Raw genomic sequence first — 16,250 nt, 5'->3', positions numbered from 1 at the left:
TATGTCTCTGGCAAAAGCATCGGTGTGGACCGCCGCGTCCACGCTTGTAAAAATTGGCGCCGGGCTGCTGGTCGTCAAGCTGCTGGCCGTCTCATTTGGCCCCTCTGGCGTGGGGCTGGCGGGGAATTTCCGCCAGCTTGTCACCGTCCTTGGGGTGCTGGCAGGTGCCGGTATCTTCAACGGCGTGACCAAATACGTTGCGCAGCATCACGATGATGCAGCTCAGCTGCGCAGGGTAGTGGGTACCTCCTCGGCGATGGTCACGGGTTTTTCGACCCTGATGGCGATTATCTTTCTGCTGGCGGCGGTGCCCATCAGCCAGGGATTGTTCGGGCACACCCATTATCAGGGGCTGGTGCGTCTGGTCGCGTTGGTTCAGATGGGTATTGCCTGGGCTAACCTGCTGCTGGCGCTGATGAAAGGGTTTCGTGATGCTGCCGGGAATGCGCTTGCCTTAATCCTGGGCAGCGTTATCGGCGTGATTGCCTATTATTTCTGCTATCGCCTGGGTGGCTATGAAGGCGCACTGCTGGGGCTGGCGCTGGTCCCGGCGCTGGTTGTTGTGCCTGCGGCGCTTATGCTGATGCGTCGGGGCGTCATCCCGCTGAGCTACCTGAAGCCGCAATGGGATAAAGTGCTTGCCAGCCAGTTGGGTAAATTTACCCTGATGGCGCTCATCACCTCCGTCACGCTGCCGGTGGCCTACGTGATGATGCGAAACCTGCTGGCGGCGCATTATAGCTGGGATGAAGTCGGGATCTGGCAGGGCGTAAGCAGCATTTCCGACGCCTACCTCCAGTTTATTACGGCTTCCTTTAGCGTTTATTTGCTGCCAACATTATCGCGTCTGACGTCCAGGCAGGATATTACCCGCGAGATTTTCCGATCGCTGCGCTTTGTGTTGCCAGCCGTCGCGGCGGCCAGTTTTACCGTCTGGTTATTGCGCGATGTCGCCATCTGGCTGTTGTTTTCGGCGAAGTTCACCGCCATGCGCGATCTCTTTGCCTGGCAGTTGGTGGGTGATGTGCTGAAAGTGGGTGCTTACGTTTTCGGCTATCTGGTGATAGCAAAAGCGTCCCTGCGGCTGTATATCCTGGCGGAAATAAGCCAGTTTGCGTTGCTGACAGCATTTTCACACTGGCTGATACCCGCACACGGTGCGCTGGGGGCGGCTCAGGCCTACATGGCAACCTATATCGTTTATTTCGCCGCCTGTTGCGGCGTATTTTTATTGTGGCGTAAACGCGCATGACTGCACTGATTCACATCCTGGGATCGGATATCCCACACCATAACCAGACCGTTTTGCGGTTCTTCAACGACGAGCTGGCATCGGGTAATCCTGATGCGCGTGAGTTTATGGTTGCAGGTCAGGATAAGGGCCTGAGCGAGGCGTTTCCGGCGCTGACGATTCGCTTCTGGCCGGATAAGGCCGCGCTGGCGAAGGCGGTCGTTGCCGAAGCCAAAGCGGATCGTAAGCAACGTTTCTTTTTCCACGGACAGTTCAATACCGGCCTGTGGCTGGCACTGCTCAGCGGGGGGATTAAACCCTCCCAGTGCAGCTGGCATATCTGGGGAGCCGATCTCTATGAAGTCTCCCGCGGCTGGAAATTCCGTCTTTTCTATCCGCTGCGCCGCATGGCGCAGGGGCGCGTGGGCTGTGTGTTTGCCACCCGCGGCGATCTCAACTACTTTGCTAAACAGCACCCGAACGTGCGCGGAGAACTCCTCTATTTCCCAACACGCATGGATCCGGCGCTGAACGCCATGGCGAATGATACGGTGCGTGAAGGCAAGCTGACGATCCTGGTGGGGAATTCTGGCGATCGCAGTAACGAACACGTCACGGCGCTCAGGACGGTGCATCAGCAGTTTGGCGACACGGTGAACGTGGTAGTGCCGATGGGCTATCCTGCCAACAACGACGCCTATATTGCTGAAGTTCGCCAACAGGGGCTTGCGCTGTTTAGCGCTGAAAATTTGCACATCCTCAGCGATAAGCTGGAATTTGATGAATATCTTGCGCTGCTGAGAAAATGCGATCTCGGCTATTTCATTTTTGCCCGACAGCAGGGAATTGGCACGCTGTGTCTGCTGATTCAGGCGGGGATACCGTGCGTGCTCAACCGCGACAACCCGTTCTGGCAGGACATGGCCGAACAGAATATTCCGGTGCTGTTTACCTCAGACACCCTGAACGTCGAGGTGGTACGTGAAGCTCAGCGCCAGCTCACGCTGGTGGATAAAAACAGCATCGATTTTTTCAGCCCGAATTACCTCACGCCGTGGCACCGCGCGCTGCGTATCGCTTCAGGAGACAAAGCATGAGTCAGTTGCAATTCAGCGGCTTACTGGTTGTCTGGCTTCTGAGCACCCTGTTTATCGCCACGCTCACCTGGTTTGAATTCCGCCGCGTGCGCTTCAACTTTAACGTCTTCTTCTCGTTATTGTTTCTGCTGACGTTCTTTTTCGGCTTCCCGCTCACCAGCATTCTGGTCTTCCGTTTTGACGTGAGCGTCGCGCCGCCGGAAATTCTGCTCCAGGCGCTTCTGGCGGCGACCTGCTTCTACGCGGTTTACTACGTCACCTATAAAACGCGTCTGCGTTCAGCGCAGGCCGCAGCCCCGCGTCGGGCGCTCTTTACCATGAATCGGGTGGAAACCCACCTGACATGGGTGATGCTGATGACCATCGCCCTGGTCAGCGTCAGTATCTTCTTCATGCATAACGGCTTTCTGCTGTTTAAGCTCCATTCCTATAGCCAGATTTTTTCGGCCGAAGTCTCGGGCGTGGCGCTTAAGCGTTTCTTCTACTTTTTCATTCCGGCGATGCTGGTGATCTTCTTCCTGCGCCAGGACAGCAAAGCGTGGCTGTTCTTCCTGGTCAGTACCGTCGCGTTTGGCATCCTGACCTACATGATTGTGGGCGGGACGCGCGCGAACATTATCATCGCCTTCGCCATCTTTCTGTTTATCGGCATCATCCGCGGCTGGATCTCGCTGTGGATGCTGGTTGCAGCAGGCGTGTTTGGCATCGTGGGGATGTTCTGGCTGGCGCTGAAGCGCTACGGGATGAACGTGGCGGGTGATGAGGCGTTTTACACGTTCCTCTACCTGACGCGCGATACCTTCTCGCCGTGGGAAAACCTGGCGTTACTGCTGCAAAACTACGACAAGATTGATTTCCAGGGTCTGGCGCCGATTGTTCGCGACTTCTACGTCTTTATCCCTTCCTGGCTATGGCCGGACCGGCCCGGCGTGGTGCTTAACACGGCGAATTACTTTACCTGGGAAGTGCTGAACAATCATTCAGGCCTGGCAATCTCCCCAACGCTGATCGGTTCCCTGGTGGTGATGGGGGGGGCGTGGTTCATTTTGCCCGGTGCGGTTGCCGTGGGGCTGATTATCAAGTGGTTCGACTGGCTTTACCTGCGCGGCAATGAAGAGACAAACCGCTATAAAGCCGCCATTTTGCACAGTTTCTGCTTTGGTGCCATTTTCAATATGATCGTGCTGGCGCGCGAAGGGCTGGATTCGTTCGTTTCGCGCGTGGTGTTCTTCATGGTTGTTTTCGGCCTCTGCCTGTTACTGGCCAAACTGCTGTACTGGCTGTTTGACAGCGCAGGGCTTGTGCACAAGCGCGAGCGGCAAGGCAGCACAACGCTGTCACAAGTCTGAGTAAGGATAGTAATGACTGATAAAATTTCTGCACCGCGCTATGCGCTACGTGGCCTGCAGCTTATTGGCTGGCGCGACATGCAGCACGCGCTGGACTTTCTGTTCGCCGACGGCCAGATGAAATCCGGTACGCTGGTGGCTATCAACGCGGAAAAAATGCTGGCGGTTCAGGACAATGCGGAAGTCAAAAGCCTGATTGAAGCGGCTGAATTTAAATACGCGGACGGGATCAGCGTGGTCCGCTCGATCCGTAAAAAGTATCCTGACGCTAATGTATCCCGCGTGGCGGGGGCCGATCTCTGGGAGCAGCTTATGGCCCGCGCAGGTGCGCAGGGCACGCCCGTGTTCCTGATTGGCGGAAAGCCGGAGATACTGGCCCAGACGAAGGAGAAACTGCGTCGTCAATGGAATGTTAATATCGTCGGCAGCCAGGATGGTTACTTTAAACCGGAAGATCGGCAGGCTCTGTTTGAGCGCGTTCGTGACAGCGGGGCGAAAATTGTCACCGTGGCGATGGGGTCCCCGCGCCAGGAGATCCTGATGCGTGACTGCCGTCTGGTCTGTCCGGATGCCCTCTACATGGGCGTCGGCGGCACGTACGACGTCTTTACCGGCCACGTTAAGCGTGCGCCCAGGGTCTGGCAAAATCTGGGGCTGGAGTGGCTGTACCGCCTGCTATCGCAACCGACGCGCATTAAACGACAGATCCGTCTGCTTCGCTACCTCGCCTGGCATTACACCGGGAAAATGTAATCAAAATGTAGCGCGATATGCTATTCGCGCTGCAACTCGCCTGCAAAACTGCTGATAATCTGTGCAATGCATTCATTTTTTTAATGCATCGTTTGCCATTTGGCAGATTTTAAGAAACCATTCGCTCCGTATTTTAGTACCCCTAAAAAACAATACCCGGTCTTAAGCCGGGAAACAGCAAACACAATCGAGGATCTATGGCAGAGAAAAAACCGGAGCTACAGCGTGGGCTGGAAGCTCGTCATATTGAACTGATAGCGCTGGGCGGCACTATCGGCGTGGGCCTGTTTATGGGCTCCGCAAGCACGCTCAAGTGGGCAGGCCCTTCCGTATTACTGGCGTATATTATCGCCGGGCTGTTTGTTTTCTTCATTATGCGTTCCATGGGCGAAATGCTCTTCCTGGAGCCGGTAACCGGCTCTTTCGCCGTTTACGCGCACCGTTATATGAGCCCGTTCTTCGGCTACCTGACGGCCTGGTCATACTGGTTTATGTGGATGGCGGTGGGTATCTCAGAGATCACCGCGATAGGGGTCTACGTCCAGTTCTGGTTCCCGGACATGGCCCAGTGGATACCCGCGCTCATTGCCGTGGGGCTGGTGGCGCTGGCAAACCTGGCTGCCGTGCGCCTGTACGGTGAAATAGAGTTCTGGTTCGCAATGATTAAAGTCACCACGATTATCGTAATGATTGTCGTCGGCCTGGGCGTAATTTTCTTCGGCTTTGGCAACGGCGGACACGCGATTGGCTTCGGCAATCTGACCGAAAACGGCGGCTTCTTCGCCGGCGGCTGGAAGGGCTTCCTGACGGCGCTGTGTATCGTTGTGGCCTCGTATCAGGGCGTGGAGCTGATCGGTATTACCGCCGGTGAAGCGAAAAACCCGCAGGTCACGCTGCGTAGCGCGGTAGGCAAAGTGCTGTGGCGTATCCTGATTTTCTATGTGGGCGCGATCTTCGTCATCGTGACCATCTTCCCGTGGAACGAAATTGGCTCGACCGGTAGCCCGTTTGTCTTAACCTTCGCCAAAATTGGTATCACGGCGGCGGCGGGTATCATCAACTTTGTGGTCCTGACTGCAGCGTTGTCAGGCTGTAACAGCGGGATGTACAGCTGCGGACGTATGCTCTATGCGCTCTCGAAGAACAACCAGCTGCCTGCGGCGATGAGCAAAGTCTCACGTGCCGGCGTGCCGGTGTCGGGTGTGGCGGTCTCCATTGTGATCCTGCTGATTGGCTCTTGCCTGAATTACATCATTCCTAACCCGCAGCGGGTGTTCGTTTACGTCTACAGTGCCAGCGTCCTGCCGGGCATGGTGCCGTGGTTCGTTATCCTCATCAGCCAGCTGCGTTTCCGTCATGCGCATAAAAAGGCGATTGAAAGCCATCCGTTCCGATCAATTCTGTTCCCCTATGCGAACTATTTGACGATGGCGTTTCTGATTTGCGTATTAATCGGCATGTACTTTAATGAAGATACCCGCATGTCGCTGTTTGTCGGGGTGATCTTCCTTGCGGCTGTAACGGCTGCATATAAGCTTTTTGGCCTGGGCCGCCGTGCCACCACGCAGAAAGTGGAGGAATAAGCGGCAAAATGTGCAAACCATAACCAAACGCGCATTTTTTTCAAAAAAGCACTAGACAGCGGGGACGGAGGTACGTAATATCCAGCCCCGCAACGGCGCTAAGCGCCCGTAGCTCAGCTGGATAGAGCGCTGCCCTCCGGAGGCAGAGGTCTCAGGTTCGAATCCTGTCGGGCGCGCCATTTTAGTCCCGGCGCTAGAGCTGCGGTGGTCTGAGAAGTAGTCAGTACCGCGTGAAAGAATACAGTGGTGGCTATAGCTCAGTTGGTAGAGCCCTGGATTGTGATTCCAGTTGTCGTGGGTTCGAATCCCATTAGCCACCCCATTATTTGAAAGAGTTGTGAATTGCGAAGGTGGCGGAATTGGTAGACGCGCTAGCTTCAGGTGTTAGTGTCCTTTGGATGTGGGGGTTCGAGTCCCCCCCCTCGCACCACGACTTTTTAAATGAATTGAACTAAAAATTCAAAAAGCAGTACATCGGCGAGTAGCGCAGCTTGGTAGCGCAACTGGTTTGGGACCAGTGGGTCGGAGGTTCGAATCCTCTCTCGCCGACCAATTTTGAACCCCGCTTCGGCGGGGTTTTTTGTTTTCTGTTGTTCCTCATCTCTGTAGCCATTCTCCGACAGCGTCCTTTTTCTTTGTCGCAATCCAACGACACACAACTCATTGAAAATTAAATAAATAACAATTTATGGGTTTTGCTGTCTCCATCTGGCGACATATTCCTGCCTTTTCCCGATACGTTGTAGAGCTTAAGACGGCGCTTAACAGCATATTTTCCTTTTATCTTAAAATGTTGCGTCATGTAAAACTTCTGGGTGTTATGTTGGCACGTTACGTGCAATAATATGCGTGTAGATGCTCATTCCATCTCTTATGTTCGCCTTAGTGCCTCATAAACTCAGGAATGACGCAGAGCCATTTACGGTGCTTATCGTCCACTGACAGATGTCGCTTCGGCCTCATCAGACACCATGGACACAACGTTGAGTGAAGCACCAAATATGTTGTCTTACAGACCTGTTTTAACGCCTGCTTTTATAGCAGGCGTTTTTTTATGTCTTATTCCCGATACAGGCGCATGATCAGGGCAACCATTAGCAGGGCTGATGCAGAGACAGCATAGAGCGCCTGTACTGAGCCAAACCCTGAAGCCACCGCCGCTGCAATGCCGGTGAAAAGAGAGGCGCTGAGCGTTTGCCAGCGCCAGGCTTTCCCACTGGCTGAAGCGGTTTGCGTGAGATGAAAGCTACTGAGTACCCCAAACGTCCCGGCTGCGAAGAGAATATTCGAGGCCAGATGCGCGATAAAGATCGTCCCCAGCGCACATGCCGTCCACCCGGACAAAAATGGCAGCATGCCATAAGCGGTCAGAAAGATGCTGAGGCAAATGATTATTTGCGGCGTATGAGCCGCAACGCGCGTCAGGCTCTCTTTTTTTAGCAGCAGGGGGCCGCAAAGCTGTCCCATGCTCCTCGCGAAAAGCAGCGGCAGAGCAAGACCCGCCGCATCCTGAGGACGGAGCTGCTGGGCAAGCGCCGGAAGCAGCGCCATGGCCGGTGAGCCGACGGCAGCCAGCGCCGGCAGGATGAGCAGGCTGCGTTTCTGCCGAACGGTCAACGCCTGCCAGCGTAATGTTGCAGAAATTCCCTTTTCCATAGTGGTGGAGCCTGGTGCCGGAGAAAAGCGGCGTCCAGCCAGCCATAGCATAAGCAGTGACGAGAGAAAGCTGGCGGCATCAATAGCCAGCAGGGTAAACACGGATGCCTTTTGAAACAGCACCACGCCCAGGCCGGTCCCTAACAACACCTGAGAAGCAAAAATCACATTTTCCAGACAGGTTGCAGCGGGCAGCTCTGCTTCGCTCAGTCCGCGCTTAAAGAGCAACGTCAACGCGGGCCAGCTCATCCCGCTGAGCAGCGCCTCGGTGGATTGTACGGCGAGTAACGCGGTAACGCTGTGGTAACCCACGCCAAGCAGGGGAAAGAGCAGGGCAAGCAGGCCCAGCCCTTCGGTCAGTATCAGCAGGGATATTGGAGAACAGCGTGAGCACAGCTTTTCGCCGATCGTACTGCCGATAAATCCAGGTACCGTAGCGAAAAGAAAAGCAAGGGTTAGCAGGGCGGGCGGAGCTGACCATGCTAACAGCAAGCCGAAGACCACAACCTGGGTTAAGCCATTCCCCAGCGAAGAAAAGATAAAAGCACAGGCAAGCAGGCGTAGCCAGCGGTGGCAGCGCAGCGCTTCAATAAGCGCATATAAAAGAGAGTTCATGACGATTTCCTTTCAAAAACGATTTAGTCCACGCTGCAGAAAATGCGCGTGTGTGAAAAAAGTTAATGAAAAGACATCGTTACATTGGCGGGTTCGTTTGCAGATGCGGGTGTAAAGAATGTAGCAGGAGAAAGGCGATAAAAAAAGGAGGCCATTCGGCCTCCTGATTAATTACTGCTGCGTACCGTTATTTTGCAGCGTCAGCAACAGCCCATCACGCCGCATGGCGGCCGCCTCTTCCGGCTTATGCTGCTTGTCCAGCGTATCGGCAAGCCATGCGTAGTCAAACGCGTCCGGACGCTGCTTCAGCGCCGCGCGGAAGGCGAGGCTCGCCTCCTGCCATTCGCCGTGCTTCATCAGCGATTGACCGAGCGTGCTCCACAGCAGCGGGCGGTCACCGACGGTTTTAATCTGCTGACGCAGCACTTTTTCGATTTGCTCAGGATTATTGGTTTTCAGGCGCGGGATCACCATCACCAGACGATCGTCGTACTGGCGCTTCAGACCGTCGAGGAGGATCTCCTGTGCGGTATCGTGATCGTCGCATTCAATCAGGTGTTCCGCCATCGCTACCTGCAGAGGAACCTGCTGGCGCGTTTTACGGCTCTGATTCTTCCACCACGTTTTCAGACCGTCGCTGCCCAGGTCGGCGCGCGCCTGATCCATCAGGCCAATCCATGCCAGACGCTGAAGCTCGTCACGATGTTCATCGTCGCCTACCTCGGCTTTCGCCATTGACGGAATGATGTCCAGCAGTGAACCCCAGGCACCGGTACGAATATACGCCTGCTCGGCAAGACGCAGCACTTCCGGATGACGTGGCGCGACTTCCAGCAGACGGTCGATACCGTGGCGAGCCGCGTGATTCTCATTACGTGCCAGCTGCAGACGAACGCGCGTAATTTCTACCGGAATCGGGTCGCCATGAGCCAGCTCTGCCGCCCGCTCCAGATGCTGATTGGCGCGGGCTTCGTCACCGCGCTGCTGCGCCGCTTCGGCAGCGAGCAGATAGTTCACCACCGGCTGTTCGGCGTGGTCGGCGTTTTTCGACATCAGCTTTTCAACCTGCTGATAGTCACCCTCGGCAAGCTTAAGCAGCGCCTGCTCGGTCTGCTTACGGGCGCGGCGGCGCTTACGGCCAACGAACCAGCCGCGGGTGTGGGCACCGGTACGGAAAATACGGCGCAGGATCCACTCGATCGCAAACAGCACCACCACGCCGAGGATCAGAATGATCGTCAGGCCCGTTACGCTGGTTTCAATGTTGTAGTTATCGGTCTGGATCAGGACGTAACCCTGATGGCCCGCAAGCATGGGTCCCAGCACGATCCCAGCGATCAGCAGGATGAAGAGTAAGAGGACTTTTAGCATCATTACTCTCCCTGCGGTGCGCTTTCAGGCGCAGGAGCCGGAGCCGCTCCGCTCGTCTGCTCTGCCGGTACGCCCGGCTGCGCCAGAAGGTTACGTACGCGCGTCTGCATCAGTTTCTCCAGAATCGGCTGGCTGGCCAGCTTATCCGGCACGTTCATGGTGATGTTCTGCTGGCTCAGCTTATCAATGTCTTCGAGGAAGGCGGTGGTCGTCGCATCGTCGGTGTTGTAGTAGGCGCGTACCCACGTTGAGACGTTATCCAGCGCCTGTTTGTAGGTCTCTTCCTGATGACGCGGCACGGCCTGAGCAGCGACCAGCAGGCGGGAACGAATGTTCTCACGCAGATAGATGTCCTGGTTCGGTGCGAGCAGCGGTACGGCAGTTTCGTCGCGACGGCGGACAGTGATAAAGCTGTCCATAAAGTTCTGCCAGCTTTTCTGCAGGTTTATGCGCCATTCGCTCAGGGAGCTGGAAAGCTCGGTACCGTCGGAATCCATCGGGGAGTCGTCGTCGTTATTATCCGCCAGCTGCAGGTTATCAATCTGATTCGAAAGCTGGTTCACCTTGAGGATAATGCCGTCGTAATCCACCTGCGAAACGGCAGAGAGGCTGGCGATATCTTCGGTAATCGCGCGACGGGCGGTGATAAGGCTTGGATCGTTCATGTCTGCCAGACTCGCATCGGCGCTTTTCAGCAGCGCGGCGGCGGTGGTGACGTCCTGATCGCTCCAGAGCTTACGTCCGGCGAGCTTCACCAGAAAGTCAGCCTGCGAGAGCAGCCAGGTTTTGGCATCGGTGCCGGAAATGGTAGCGACTTTCTGCTGAACTTCGCCCAGCTGTTTGGTCAGCTCTTCCTGTTTGCTGTTCGCTTCGGCAAGCGCGGCGGCCTGCTGCTTAACCACGGCTTCCAGCTCGGTTTTCTGCGTCTCCTGCGCTTTTTGCAGGGCAGTGAGCTGATTCACCAGCGCATCGCTGGTGGACGTCTGGTTAGCGCCCTGTTGCTTCACCAGCCCGTACAGGCCAACCCCCGCAGCCAGCGCAATGGCGATGGCAATCGCACTCAGCGCGAGGCTCGTTTTGTTGCTGCCGTTTTTCTTCTCAGCGGTTTTCTCTGTCGTCTCTGGCTGTGGCGTCGTCTCCACAGTCTCCCTGGTCTCTTCAACCACGGCGGAGGATTTGTCGTGTTCCGTCATTATGGCTTCCCATTTGAGAGTTATTGTAATGCGCGCAGCAGCGCATCGTTGTCGGCGTTATCAGCGATCCGAATATCCTGCCAGCCCAGTTCCCGGGCCTGGTTCGCCAGACGCTCACTGACGACCAGAAGCCGACAGCGGAGTAACCAGTTTTCGCGATACCAAAGCGGTATCAGCGACCAAAGCTGTTGTAACATTTCACCGCTGGTGACCACCAGCGTATTAATGCCGCGCGCGTGCCAGCGCATCGCCTCTTCCGCGCCATCGTAGTGTTTTGCACAACGCTGATAGCACTCAATGAACGTCACGTCTGCACCACGTTCACGCAGCGTTTCACCCAGCAGCTCGCGACCACCGTTACCGCGCAAAATGAGCGCACGCTTTCCGGCAATGGTTTGTAATTCAGGTAATTGTAGCAAGACTTCACTGATTTCCCGATCTAACGGGTAACGAACGTCCGCGCTGCTTACGGTATGCAGCGCCAGTGCCGTTGTGCGGCCAATCGCGAAATAGCCGGGGACAACTGGCCAGGCCAAACCCTGCTGTTGCAGCTGCGCGTTGGCAAATTCCACGGCATGTTGCGACAGCGCAAACAGCAGGTCGCCGTCCTGAAGGGTATTCATCTGGTCGGCGAGCGCAGAGAGCTCCCGACCGGGGGAGAATTCAATGAGCGGAAAACTCCAGGCCACCTGCCCCAGTGCGCGCAGACGGCTCACTAATTGCTCTCCTGCGGGAGAAGGGCGGGTGACGAGAATACTCATGCAGGGGGTTCTCCGTTGTAAACGTCAGCCAGAATCTCGCGGGCGCCGTTATCCAGCAGCTCTTCAGCCAGCGACACGCCAAGCTGCTCGGCATCTTGCGCTTTACCGCGACGTTCGCCGCGCACCATCTGCGAACCGTCCGGGGCGCCCACCAGCGCGCGCAGCCACAGTTCACCTTCTGTTAATTCAGCATAGCTGCCAATCGGAACCTGACATCCTCCTTCGAGGCGGGTATTCATCGCACGCTCGGCTTTTACGCGGATAGCGGTCTCGTCATGGTTTAGCGGTGCGAGCAGTTCGCGGGTACGCGCATCGTCCAGGCGGCACTCGATGCCGACGGCACCCTGTCCCACGGCCGGGAGCGACAGCTCTGGCGGCAACGCCTCGCGAATGCGCGACTCAAGCCCCAGACGCTTAAGGCCGGCAACGGCGAGGATAATGGCATCGTAATCGCCGTTATCCAGCTTGCCCAGACGCGTGCCGACGTTACCGCGCAGCGAGCGAATGATCAGGTCAGGGCGACGTTCCGCCAGCTGACACTGACGGCGTAAACTGGACGTGCCAACCACGCTACCTTCTGGCAGCGCGTCGAGGGAGTCATAGTGGTTAGAGACAAATGCATCGCGCGGATCTTCGCGCTCGCAGATGGTCACCAGCCCCAGCCCTTCCGGGAACTCAACGGGCACGTCTTTCATCGAATGTACGGCGATATCGGCGCGGTTCTCAAGCAATGCCAGTTCCAGTTCTTTGACAAACAGGCCTTTGCCGCCCACTTTCGCCAGGGGCGTATCGAGGATCACGTCACCGCGGGTGACCATCGGCACCAGCTCGACGCGCAATCCACTGTGGCAGGCTTCAAGGCGCTGCTTCACATAATGTGCCTGCCAGAGCGCGAGAGGGCTTTGGCGTGTGGCAATTCTCAAAACATTGTCTAACATGCTTGTTACCGTCATTATCAATCGCTAACCATCCTAACATTGTTGACTCTGGGATGGCAGTTTTACGGTTGATGAAGCGTGAGAGGGACAAGGCGGCGTATTCGTCAGCCATAGCCGTATTCAGGAATTTACACGTACAGAACGGTGCTACACTTGTATGTAGTGCATCTTTCTTTACGGTCAACCGGCAAGGTGTTAAATTGATCACGTTTTAGACCATTTTTTCGTCGGTACCACCAAAAATGATAAGGGCGAAAAAGGGTAACGGTTATCTTTTTGAAATACTGCGGGTCCGCTGTCATTCGTGTTTTGAATAGCTTGCGACACCCGGAAACATCAGGCGATACGTCTTGTACCTCTATATTGAGACTCTGAAACAGAGACTGGATGCCATAAATCAACTGCGTGTGGATCGCGCGCTTGCTGCCATGGGCCCTGCTTTCCAGCAGGTATACAGTCTGCTGCCGACATTATTGCACTATCACCACCCGCTGATGCCTGGCTACCTTGATGGTAACGTTCCCCAGGGCATTTGCCTTTTCACGCCTGATGAAACCCAACAGCATTATCTGAACGAGCTGGAACTCTACCGCGGCATGCCGCCACAGGAGTCCCCAAAAGGTGAACTGCCGATTACCGGCGTTTATTCAATGGGGAGCACCTCATCGGTAGGGCAAAGCTGTTCTTCGGACCTGGACATCTGGGTCTGCCATCAGTCCTGGCTCGATAACGAAGAGCGTCAGCTGCTGCAGCGTAAATGCAGCCTGCTGGAGAGCTGGGCGGCATCGCTCGGCGTGGAAGTGAGCTTCTTCCTGATTGATGAAAACCGTTTCCGCCATAACGAAAGCGGCAGTCTGGGTGGTGAGGACTGCGGCTCGACCCAGCACATCCTGTTACTGGATGAATTTTACCGTACTGCTGTGCGTCTGGCCGGGAAGCGTATTCTGTGGAATATGGTCCCGTGCGAAGAAGAAGAGCACTACGATGACTACGTCATGTCGCTTTACGCGCAGGGCGTACTGACGCCAAACGAATGGTTGGACCTCGGCGGTCTCAGCTCTCTATCTGCGGAAGAGTACTTCGGCGCAAGCCTCTGGCAGCTCTATAAGAGTATCGACTCGCCGTACAAAGCGGTGCTGAAAACGCTGCTGCTGGAAGCCTATTCCTGGGAATACCCGACGCCGCGCCTGCTGGCGAAAGATATCAAGCAGCGCCTGCACGACGGGGAAATCGTCTCCTTCGGGCTGGACGCCTACTGCATGATGCTGGAGCGCGTGACCGAATACTTGAAAGCCATTGATGACACCACGCGTCTTGACCTGGTGCGTCGATGTTTCTATCTCAAAGTCTGTGAGAAATTGAGCCGCGAGCGCGCCTGCGTTGGCTGGCGTCGTGAAGTGGTCAGTCAGTTAGTTAAAGAGTGGGGATGGGACGAAGCGCGCCTGTCTATGCTCGACAACCGGGCCAACTGGAAAATCGATCAGGTGCGTGAAGCGCACAACGAACTGCTCGATGCGATGATGCAAAGCTACCGTAACCTGATCCGCTTTGCGCGCCGTAACAACCTCAGCGTTTCCGCCAGCCCGCAGGACATCGGGGTATTGACCCGTAAGCTGTACGCCGCGTTTGAAGCGCTGCCGGGTAAAGTCACCCTGGTTAACCCGCAGATTTCGCCCGACCTGTCAGAACCGAACCTGACCTTTATCTACGTACCGCCGGGCCGCGCGAACCGCACCGGGTGGTATCTGTACAACCGTGCGCCAAGCATGGATTCAATCATCAGCCATCAGCCGCTGGAATATAACCGCTATCTGAACAAGCTGGTGGCCTGGGCCTGGTTTAACGGCCTGCTGACCTCGCGCACGCGCCTGTTTATCAAAGGCAACGAGGTGGTCGATCTCGCTAAGCTGCAGGAGATGGTTGCGGATGTGTCGCACCACTTCCCGCTGCGTCTGCCTGCCCCAACGCCGAAAGCGCTCTACAGCCCGTGCGAGATTCGCCATCTGGCGATCATCGTCAACCTGGAATACGACCCGACGGCGGCCTTCCGCAATCAGGTGGTCCATTTTGACTTCCGCAAGCTGGACGTCTTCAGCTTTGGCGAGCAGCAAAACTGCCTGGTCGGCAGCGTGGACCTGCTCTACCGCAACTCGTGGAACGAAGTGCGTACCCTGCACTTCAACGGCGAGCAGGCGATGATCGAGGCGCTGAAAACCATTCTCGGCAAGATGCACCAGGATGCCGCGCCGCCGGACAGCGTGGAAGTGTTCTGCTACAGCCAGCATCTGCGTGGGTTGATTCGTACCCGCGTGCAGCAGCTGGTCTCGGAATGTATCGAGCTGCGTCTCTCCAGTACCCGTCAGGAAACCGGGCGCTTTAAAGCGCTGCGCGTCTCCGGCCAGACCTGGGGCCTGTTCTTCGAACGCCTGAACGTGTCGGTACAGAAGCTGGAAAACGCCATCGAATTCTACGGCGCGATTTCACACAACAAGCTGCATGGCCTGTCGGTGCAGGTGGAAACCAACCACGTTAAGCTCCCGCAGGTGGTGGACGGCTTTGCCAGCGAAGGGATTATTCAGTTCTTCTTTGAAGAGTCGGGCGACGATGCCGGGTTCAACATCTACATTCTGGATGAGACCAACCGCGCCGAGGTGTATCACCATTGTGAAGGCAGTAAAGAGGAGCTGGTGCGCGACGTCAGCCGCTTCTACTCCTCTTCGCATGACCGTTTCACCTACGGCTCAAGCTTTATCAACTTTAACCTGCCGCAGTTCTACCAGATTGTGAACGTCGACGGTCGTACGCAGGTGATCCCGTTCCGTACACAGGCCGTCACGCCTGCCGCGCCTGCCAATCAGGACACCGCGCCGCTGTTGCAGCAGTATTTCTCCTGAGTCTTTTCGCCGGGTGGCGCTAACGCTTACCCGGCCTACGGTCAGTGTCGCTGTTGCCTGGTGGCTAATGCTTACCCGGCTCACGGTTCGAGCCGTTGTAGGCCCGGTAAGGCGTAGCCGCCACCGGGCGACAAAACTACCTGAAACTCACCGCCTCACCCGCCTGCGCGGTCGCCGCCTGTTCCAGCAGATCCCAGAATGTTACGCCGCTGCGGTCGCAAACCCATTCCCCGTCTTTCAGATCGAAATGATAGCCGCCCTGTTTCGCAGCCAGCCAGACCTGGTGAAGCGGCTCCTGGCGGTTAATAATAATTTTGCTGCCATTTTCGAAGCTCAGGGTCAGAATACCGCCGTTGATTTCACAATCGATATCGCTGTCGCCGTCCCAGTCGTCAATACGCTCTTCGATGGTCATCCACAGGTTGTCGGCAAGGCGATGGAATTCACTGTCGTTCATGGTTTTGTTCCTGTTTTTCGTGATGCCGGCAGTATAACCCTAAATAATTCCCGTTGCAGGAAAGCGGCAAACTCTTGCTTTTGTGTCTTCTCCTGCGATGATAGAAACAGATTTGAACTTACGGGCAACTTTATAATGAAAAACGCTTTCCGAACGCTTGCCGTTCTCATCACGCTGTTTAGCCTGACTGGCTGCGGACTGAAGGGACCACTGTACTTCCCACCTGCGGATAAAACAGCACCGCCGCCGACGAAACCGGTTAACAGCGGCATTGAGTCTACCACGCCAAATACTAACGACCGTGGCGACAACGGTGGCCCGACTCAGGTTAATCTCTGACGACAACGTTCTG

Annotated in this window: 13 protein-coding genes and 4 tRNA genes; 11 read left to right on the top strand and 6 right to left on the bottom strand. The window is 56.0% G+C overall.

The genetic code is table 11. The features are described from left to right. The first annotated feature begins 1 nt into the window (after nt 1). The 9 genes from wzxE (at nt 2) to V1587_RS01945 (ending at nt 6,565) form a co-directional block, all read left to right on the top strand. Complete coding sequence (wzxE, locus tag V1587_RS01985) at nt 2-1,252, top strand: lipid III flippase WzxE (protein ID WP_371899689.1); 1,251 nt, start codon at nt 2-4, stop codon at nt 1,250-1,252. Beyond that, entirely contained in the window at nt 1,249-2,328 is a 1,080-nt protein-coding gene (locus V1587_RS01980; RefSeq protein WP_371899690.1) for a TDP-N-acetylfucosamine:lipid II N-acetylfucosaminyltransferase, read from the top strand. The genes wzxE and V1587_RS01980 overlap by 4 nt, the downstream gene beginning before the upstream one ends. After that, entirely contained in the window at nt 2,325-3,677 is a 1,353-nt protein-coding gene (wzyE, locus tag V1587_RS01975) for an ECA oligosaccharide polymerase (RefSeq protein ID WP_371899691.1), read from the top strand. The genes V1587_RS01980 and wzyE overlap by 4 nt, the downstream gene beginning before the upstream one ends. 12 nt (nt 3,678-3,689) lie before the next feature. After that, on the top strand, nt 3,690-4,430 hold the full coding sequence (gene wecG / locus V1587_RS01970) for a lipopolysaccharide N-acetylmannosaminouronosyltransferase (protein WP_395314493.1): 741 nt from the start codon (nt 3,690-3,692) through the stop codon (nt 4,428-4,430). A gap of 197 nt (nt 4,431-4,627) precedes the next feature. Next, entirely contained in the window at nt 4,628-6,013 is a 1,386-nt protein-coding gene (locus V1587_RS01965; RefSeq protein WP_395314492.1) for an amino acid permease, read from the top strand. Between the two features lie 102 nt (nt 6,014-6,115). Further along, nucleotides 6,116-6,192: transfer RNA gene (locus tag V1587_RS01960), tRNA-Arg, on the top strand. Between the two features lie 67 nt (nt 6,193-6,259). Further along, a tRNA-His gene (locus V1587_RS01955) sits at nt 6,260-6,335 on the top strand. A gap of 22 nt (nt 6,336-6,357) precedes the next feature. Then, nucleotides 6,358-6,443 (top strand) — tRNA-Leu (locus V1587_RS01950). Nucleotides 6,444-6,488: 45 nt separating this feature from the next. Further along, nucleotides 6,489-6,565, top strand: a tRNA-Pro gene (locus V1587_RS01945). Nucleotides 6,566-7,072: 507 nt separating this feature from the next. On the opposite strand, the gene V1587_RS01940 is transcribed toward V1587_RS01945, so the two are convergent. The 5 genes from V1587_RS01940 to hemC form a co-directional block, all read right to left on the bottom strand. Further along, the gene (locus V1587_RS01940) at nt 7,073-8,284 is read right to left on the bottom strand and encodes an MFS transporter (RefSeq protein WP_371899694.1); all 1,212 of its coding nucleotides are present in this window, start codon (nt 8,282-8,284) and stop codon (nt 7,073-7,075) included. 171 nt (nt 8,285-8,455) lie between these two features. Beyond that, nucleotides 8,456-9,655 (bottom strand): protoheme IX biogenesis protein HemY, encoded by a 1,200-nt coding sequence (gene hemY, locus V1587_RS01935; RefSeq protein WP_008501551.1) that lies wholly within the window; start codon nt 9,653-9,655, stop codon nt 8,456-8,458. Between the two features lie 2 nt (nt 9,656-9,657). Beyond that, a complete protein-coding gene (gene hemX / locus V1587_RS01930; RefSeq protein WP_371899695.1) occupies nt 9,658-10,848 on the bottom strand; it encodes a uroporphyrinogen-III C-methyltransferase in 1,191 nt (396 codons plus the stop codon). A 20-nt stretch (nt 10,849-10,868) separates the two neighbouring features. Continuing rightward, a complete protein-coding gene (hemD, locus tag V1587_RS01925) occupies nt 10,869-11,609 on the bottom strand; it encodes a uroporphyrinogen-III synthase (RefSeq protein ID WP_371899696.1) in 741 nt (246 codons plus the stop codon). Next, nucleotides 11,606-12,547 (bottom strand): hydroxymethylbilane synthase, encoded by a 942-nt coding sequence (gene hemC, locus V1587_RS01920; protein WP_032667978.1) that lies wholly within the window; start codon nt 12,545-12,547, stop codon nt 11,606-11,608. Before hemC ends, hemD begins: the two co-directional genes overlap by 4 nt. Before the next feature lie 350 nt (nt 12,548-12,897). Here hemC and cyaA point away from each other — a divergent pair, with 350 nt between their 5' ends. Further along, nucleotides 12,898-15,441, top strand: a complete 2,544-nt coding sequence (gene cyaA, locus V1587_RS01915; protein WP_024907978.1) for a class I adenylate cyclase — start codon at nt 12,898-12,900, stop codon at nt 15,439-15,441. A 136-nt stretch (nt 15,442-15,577) separates the two neighbouring features. Here cyaA and cyaY read toward each other — a convergent pair whose 3' ends face one another. After that, complete coding sequence (cyaY, locus tag V1587_RS01910) at nt 15,578-15,898, bottom strand: iron donor protein CyaY (protein WP_048989629.1); 321 nt, start codon at nt 15,896-15,898, stop codon at nt 15,578-15,580. A gap of 135 nt (nt 15,899-16,033) precedes the next feature. On the opposite strand from cyaY, the gene V1587_RS01905 reads away from it, so the two are divergent. Continuing rightward, complete coding sequence (locus V1587_RS01905; RefSeq protein ID WP_024907980.1) at nt 16,034-16,237, top strand: lipoprotein; 204 nt, start codon at nt 16,034-16,036, stop codon at nt 16,235-16,237. The last annotated feature ends 13 nt before the right edge of the window (nt 16,238-16,250 follow it).

It is taken from the genome of Enterobacter sp. ECC-249 (assembly GCF_043965265.1).
Classification (GTDB): domain Bacteria; phylum Pseudomonadota; class Gammaproteobacteria; order Enterobacterales; family Enterobacteriaceae; genus Enterobacter; species Enterobacter quasiroggenkampii.
Note: the sequence above shows the minus strand (reverse complement) of the source record. Positions and strands in the feature narration are given on the sequence as shown.

Bases quoted from the DNA above. Each gene is read 5' to 3' on its own strand.
- V1587_RS01965 (WP_395314492.1), top strand. From the start codon at position 4,628: ATGGCAGAGAAAAAACCGGAGCTACAGCGTGGGCTGGAAGCTCGTCAT.
- V1587_RS01940 (WP_371899694.1), bottom strand. From the start codon at position 8,284: ATGAACTCTCTTTTATATGCGCTTATTGAAGCGCTGCGCTGCCACCGC.
- V1587_RS01980 (WP_371899690.1), top strand. From the start codon at position 1,249: ATGACTGCACTGATTCACATCCTGGGATCGGATATCCCACACCATAAC.
- cyaY (WP_048989629.1), bottom strand. From the start codon at position 15,898: ATGAACGACAGTGAATTCCATCGCCTTGCCGACAACCTGTGGATGACC.
- hemD (WP_371899696.1), bottom strand. From the start codon at position 11,609: ATGAGTATTCTCGTCACCCGCCCTTCTCCCGCAGGAGAGCAATTAGTG.
- hemY (WP_008501551.1), bottom strand. From the start codon at position 9,655: ATGCTAAAAGTCCTCTTACTCTTCATCCTGCTGATCGCTGGGATCGTG.
- hemC (WP_032667978.1), bottom strand. From the start codon at position 12,547: ATGTTAGACAATGTTTTGAGAATTGCCACACGCCAAAGCCCTCTCGCG.
- V1587_RS01905 (WP_024907980.1), top strand. From the start codon at position 16,034: ATGAAAAACGCTTTCCGAACGCTTGCCGTTCTCATCACGCTGTTTAGC.
- wzyE (WP_371899691.1), top strand. From the start codon at position 2,325: ATGAGTCAGTTGCAATTCAGCGGCTTACTGGTTGTCTGGCTTCTGAGC.
- hemX (WP_371899695.1), bottom strand. From the start codon at position 10,848: ATGACGGAACACGACAAATCCTCCGCCGTGGTTGAAGAGACCAGGGAG.
- wzxE (WP_371899689.1), top strand. From the start codon at position 2: ATGTCTCTGGCAAAAGCATCGGTGTGGACCGCCGCGTCCACGCTTGTA.
- wecG (WP_395314493.1), top strand. From the start codon at position 3,690: ATGACTGATAAAATTTCTGCACCGCGCTATGCGCTACGTGGCCTGCAG.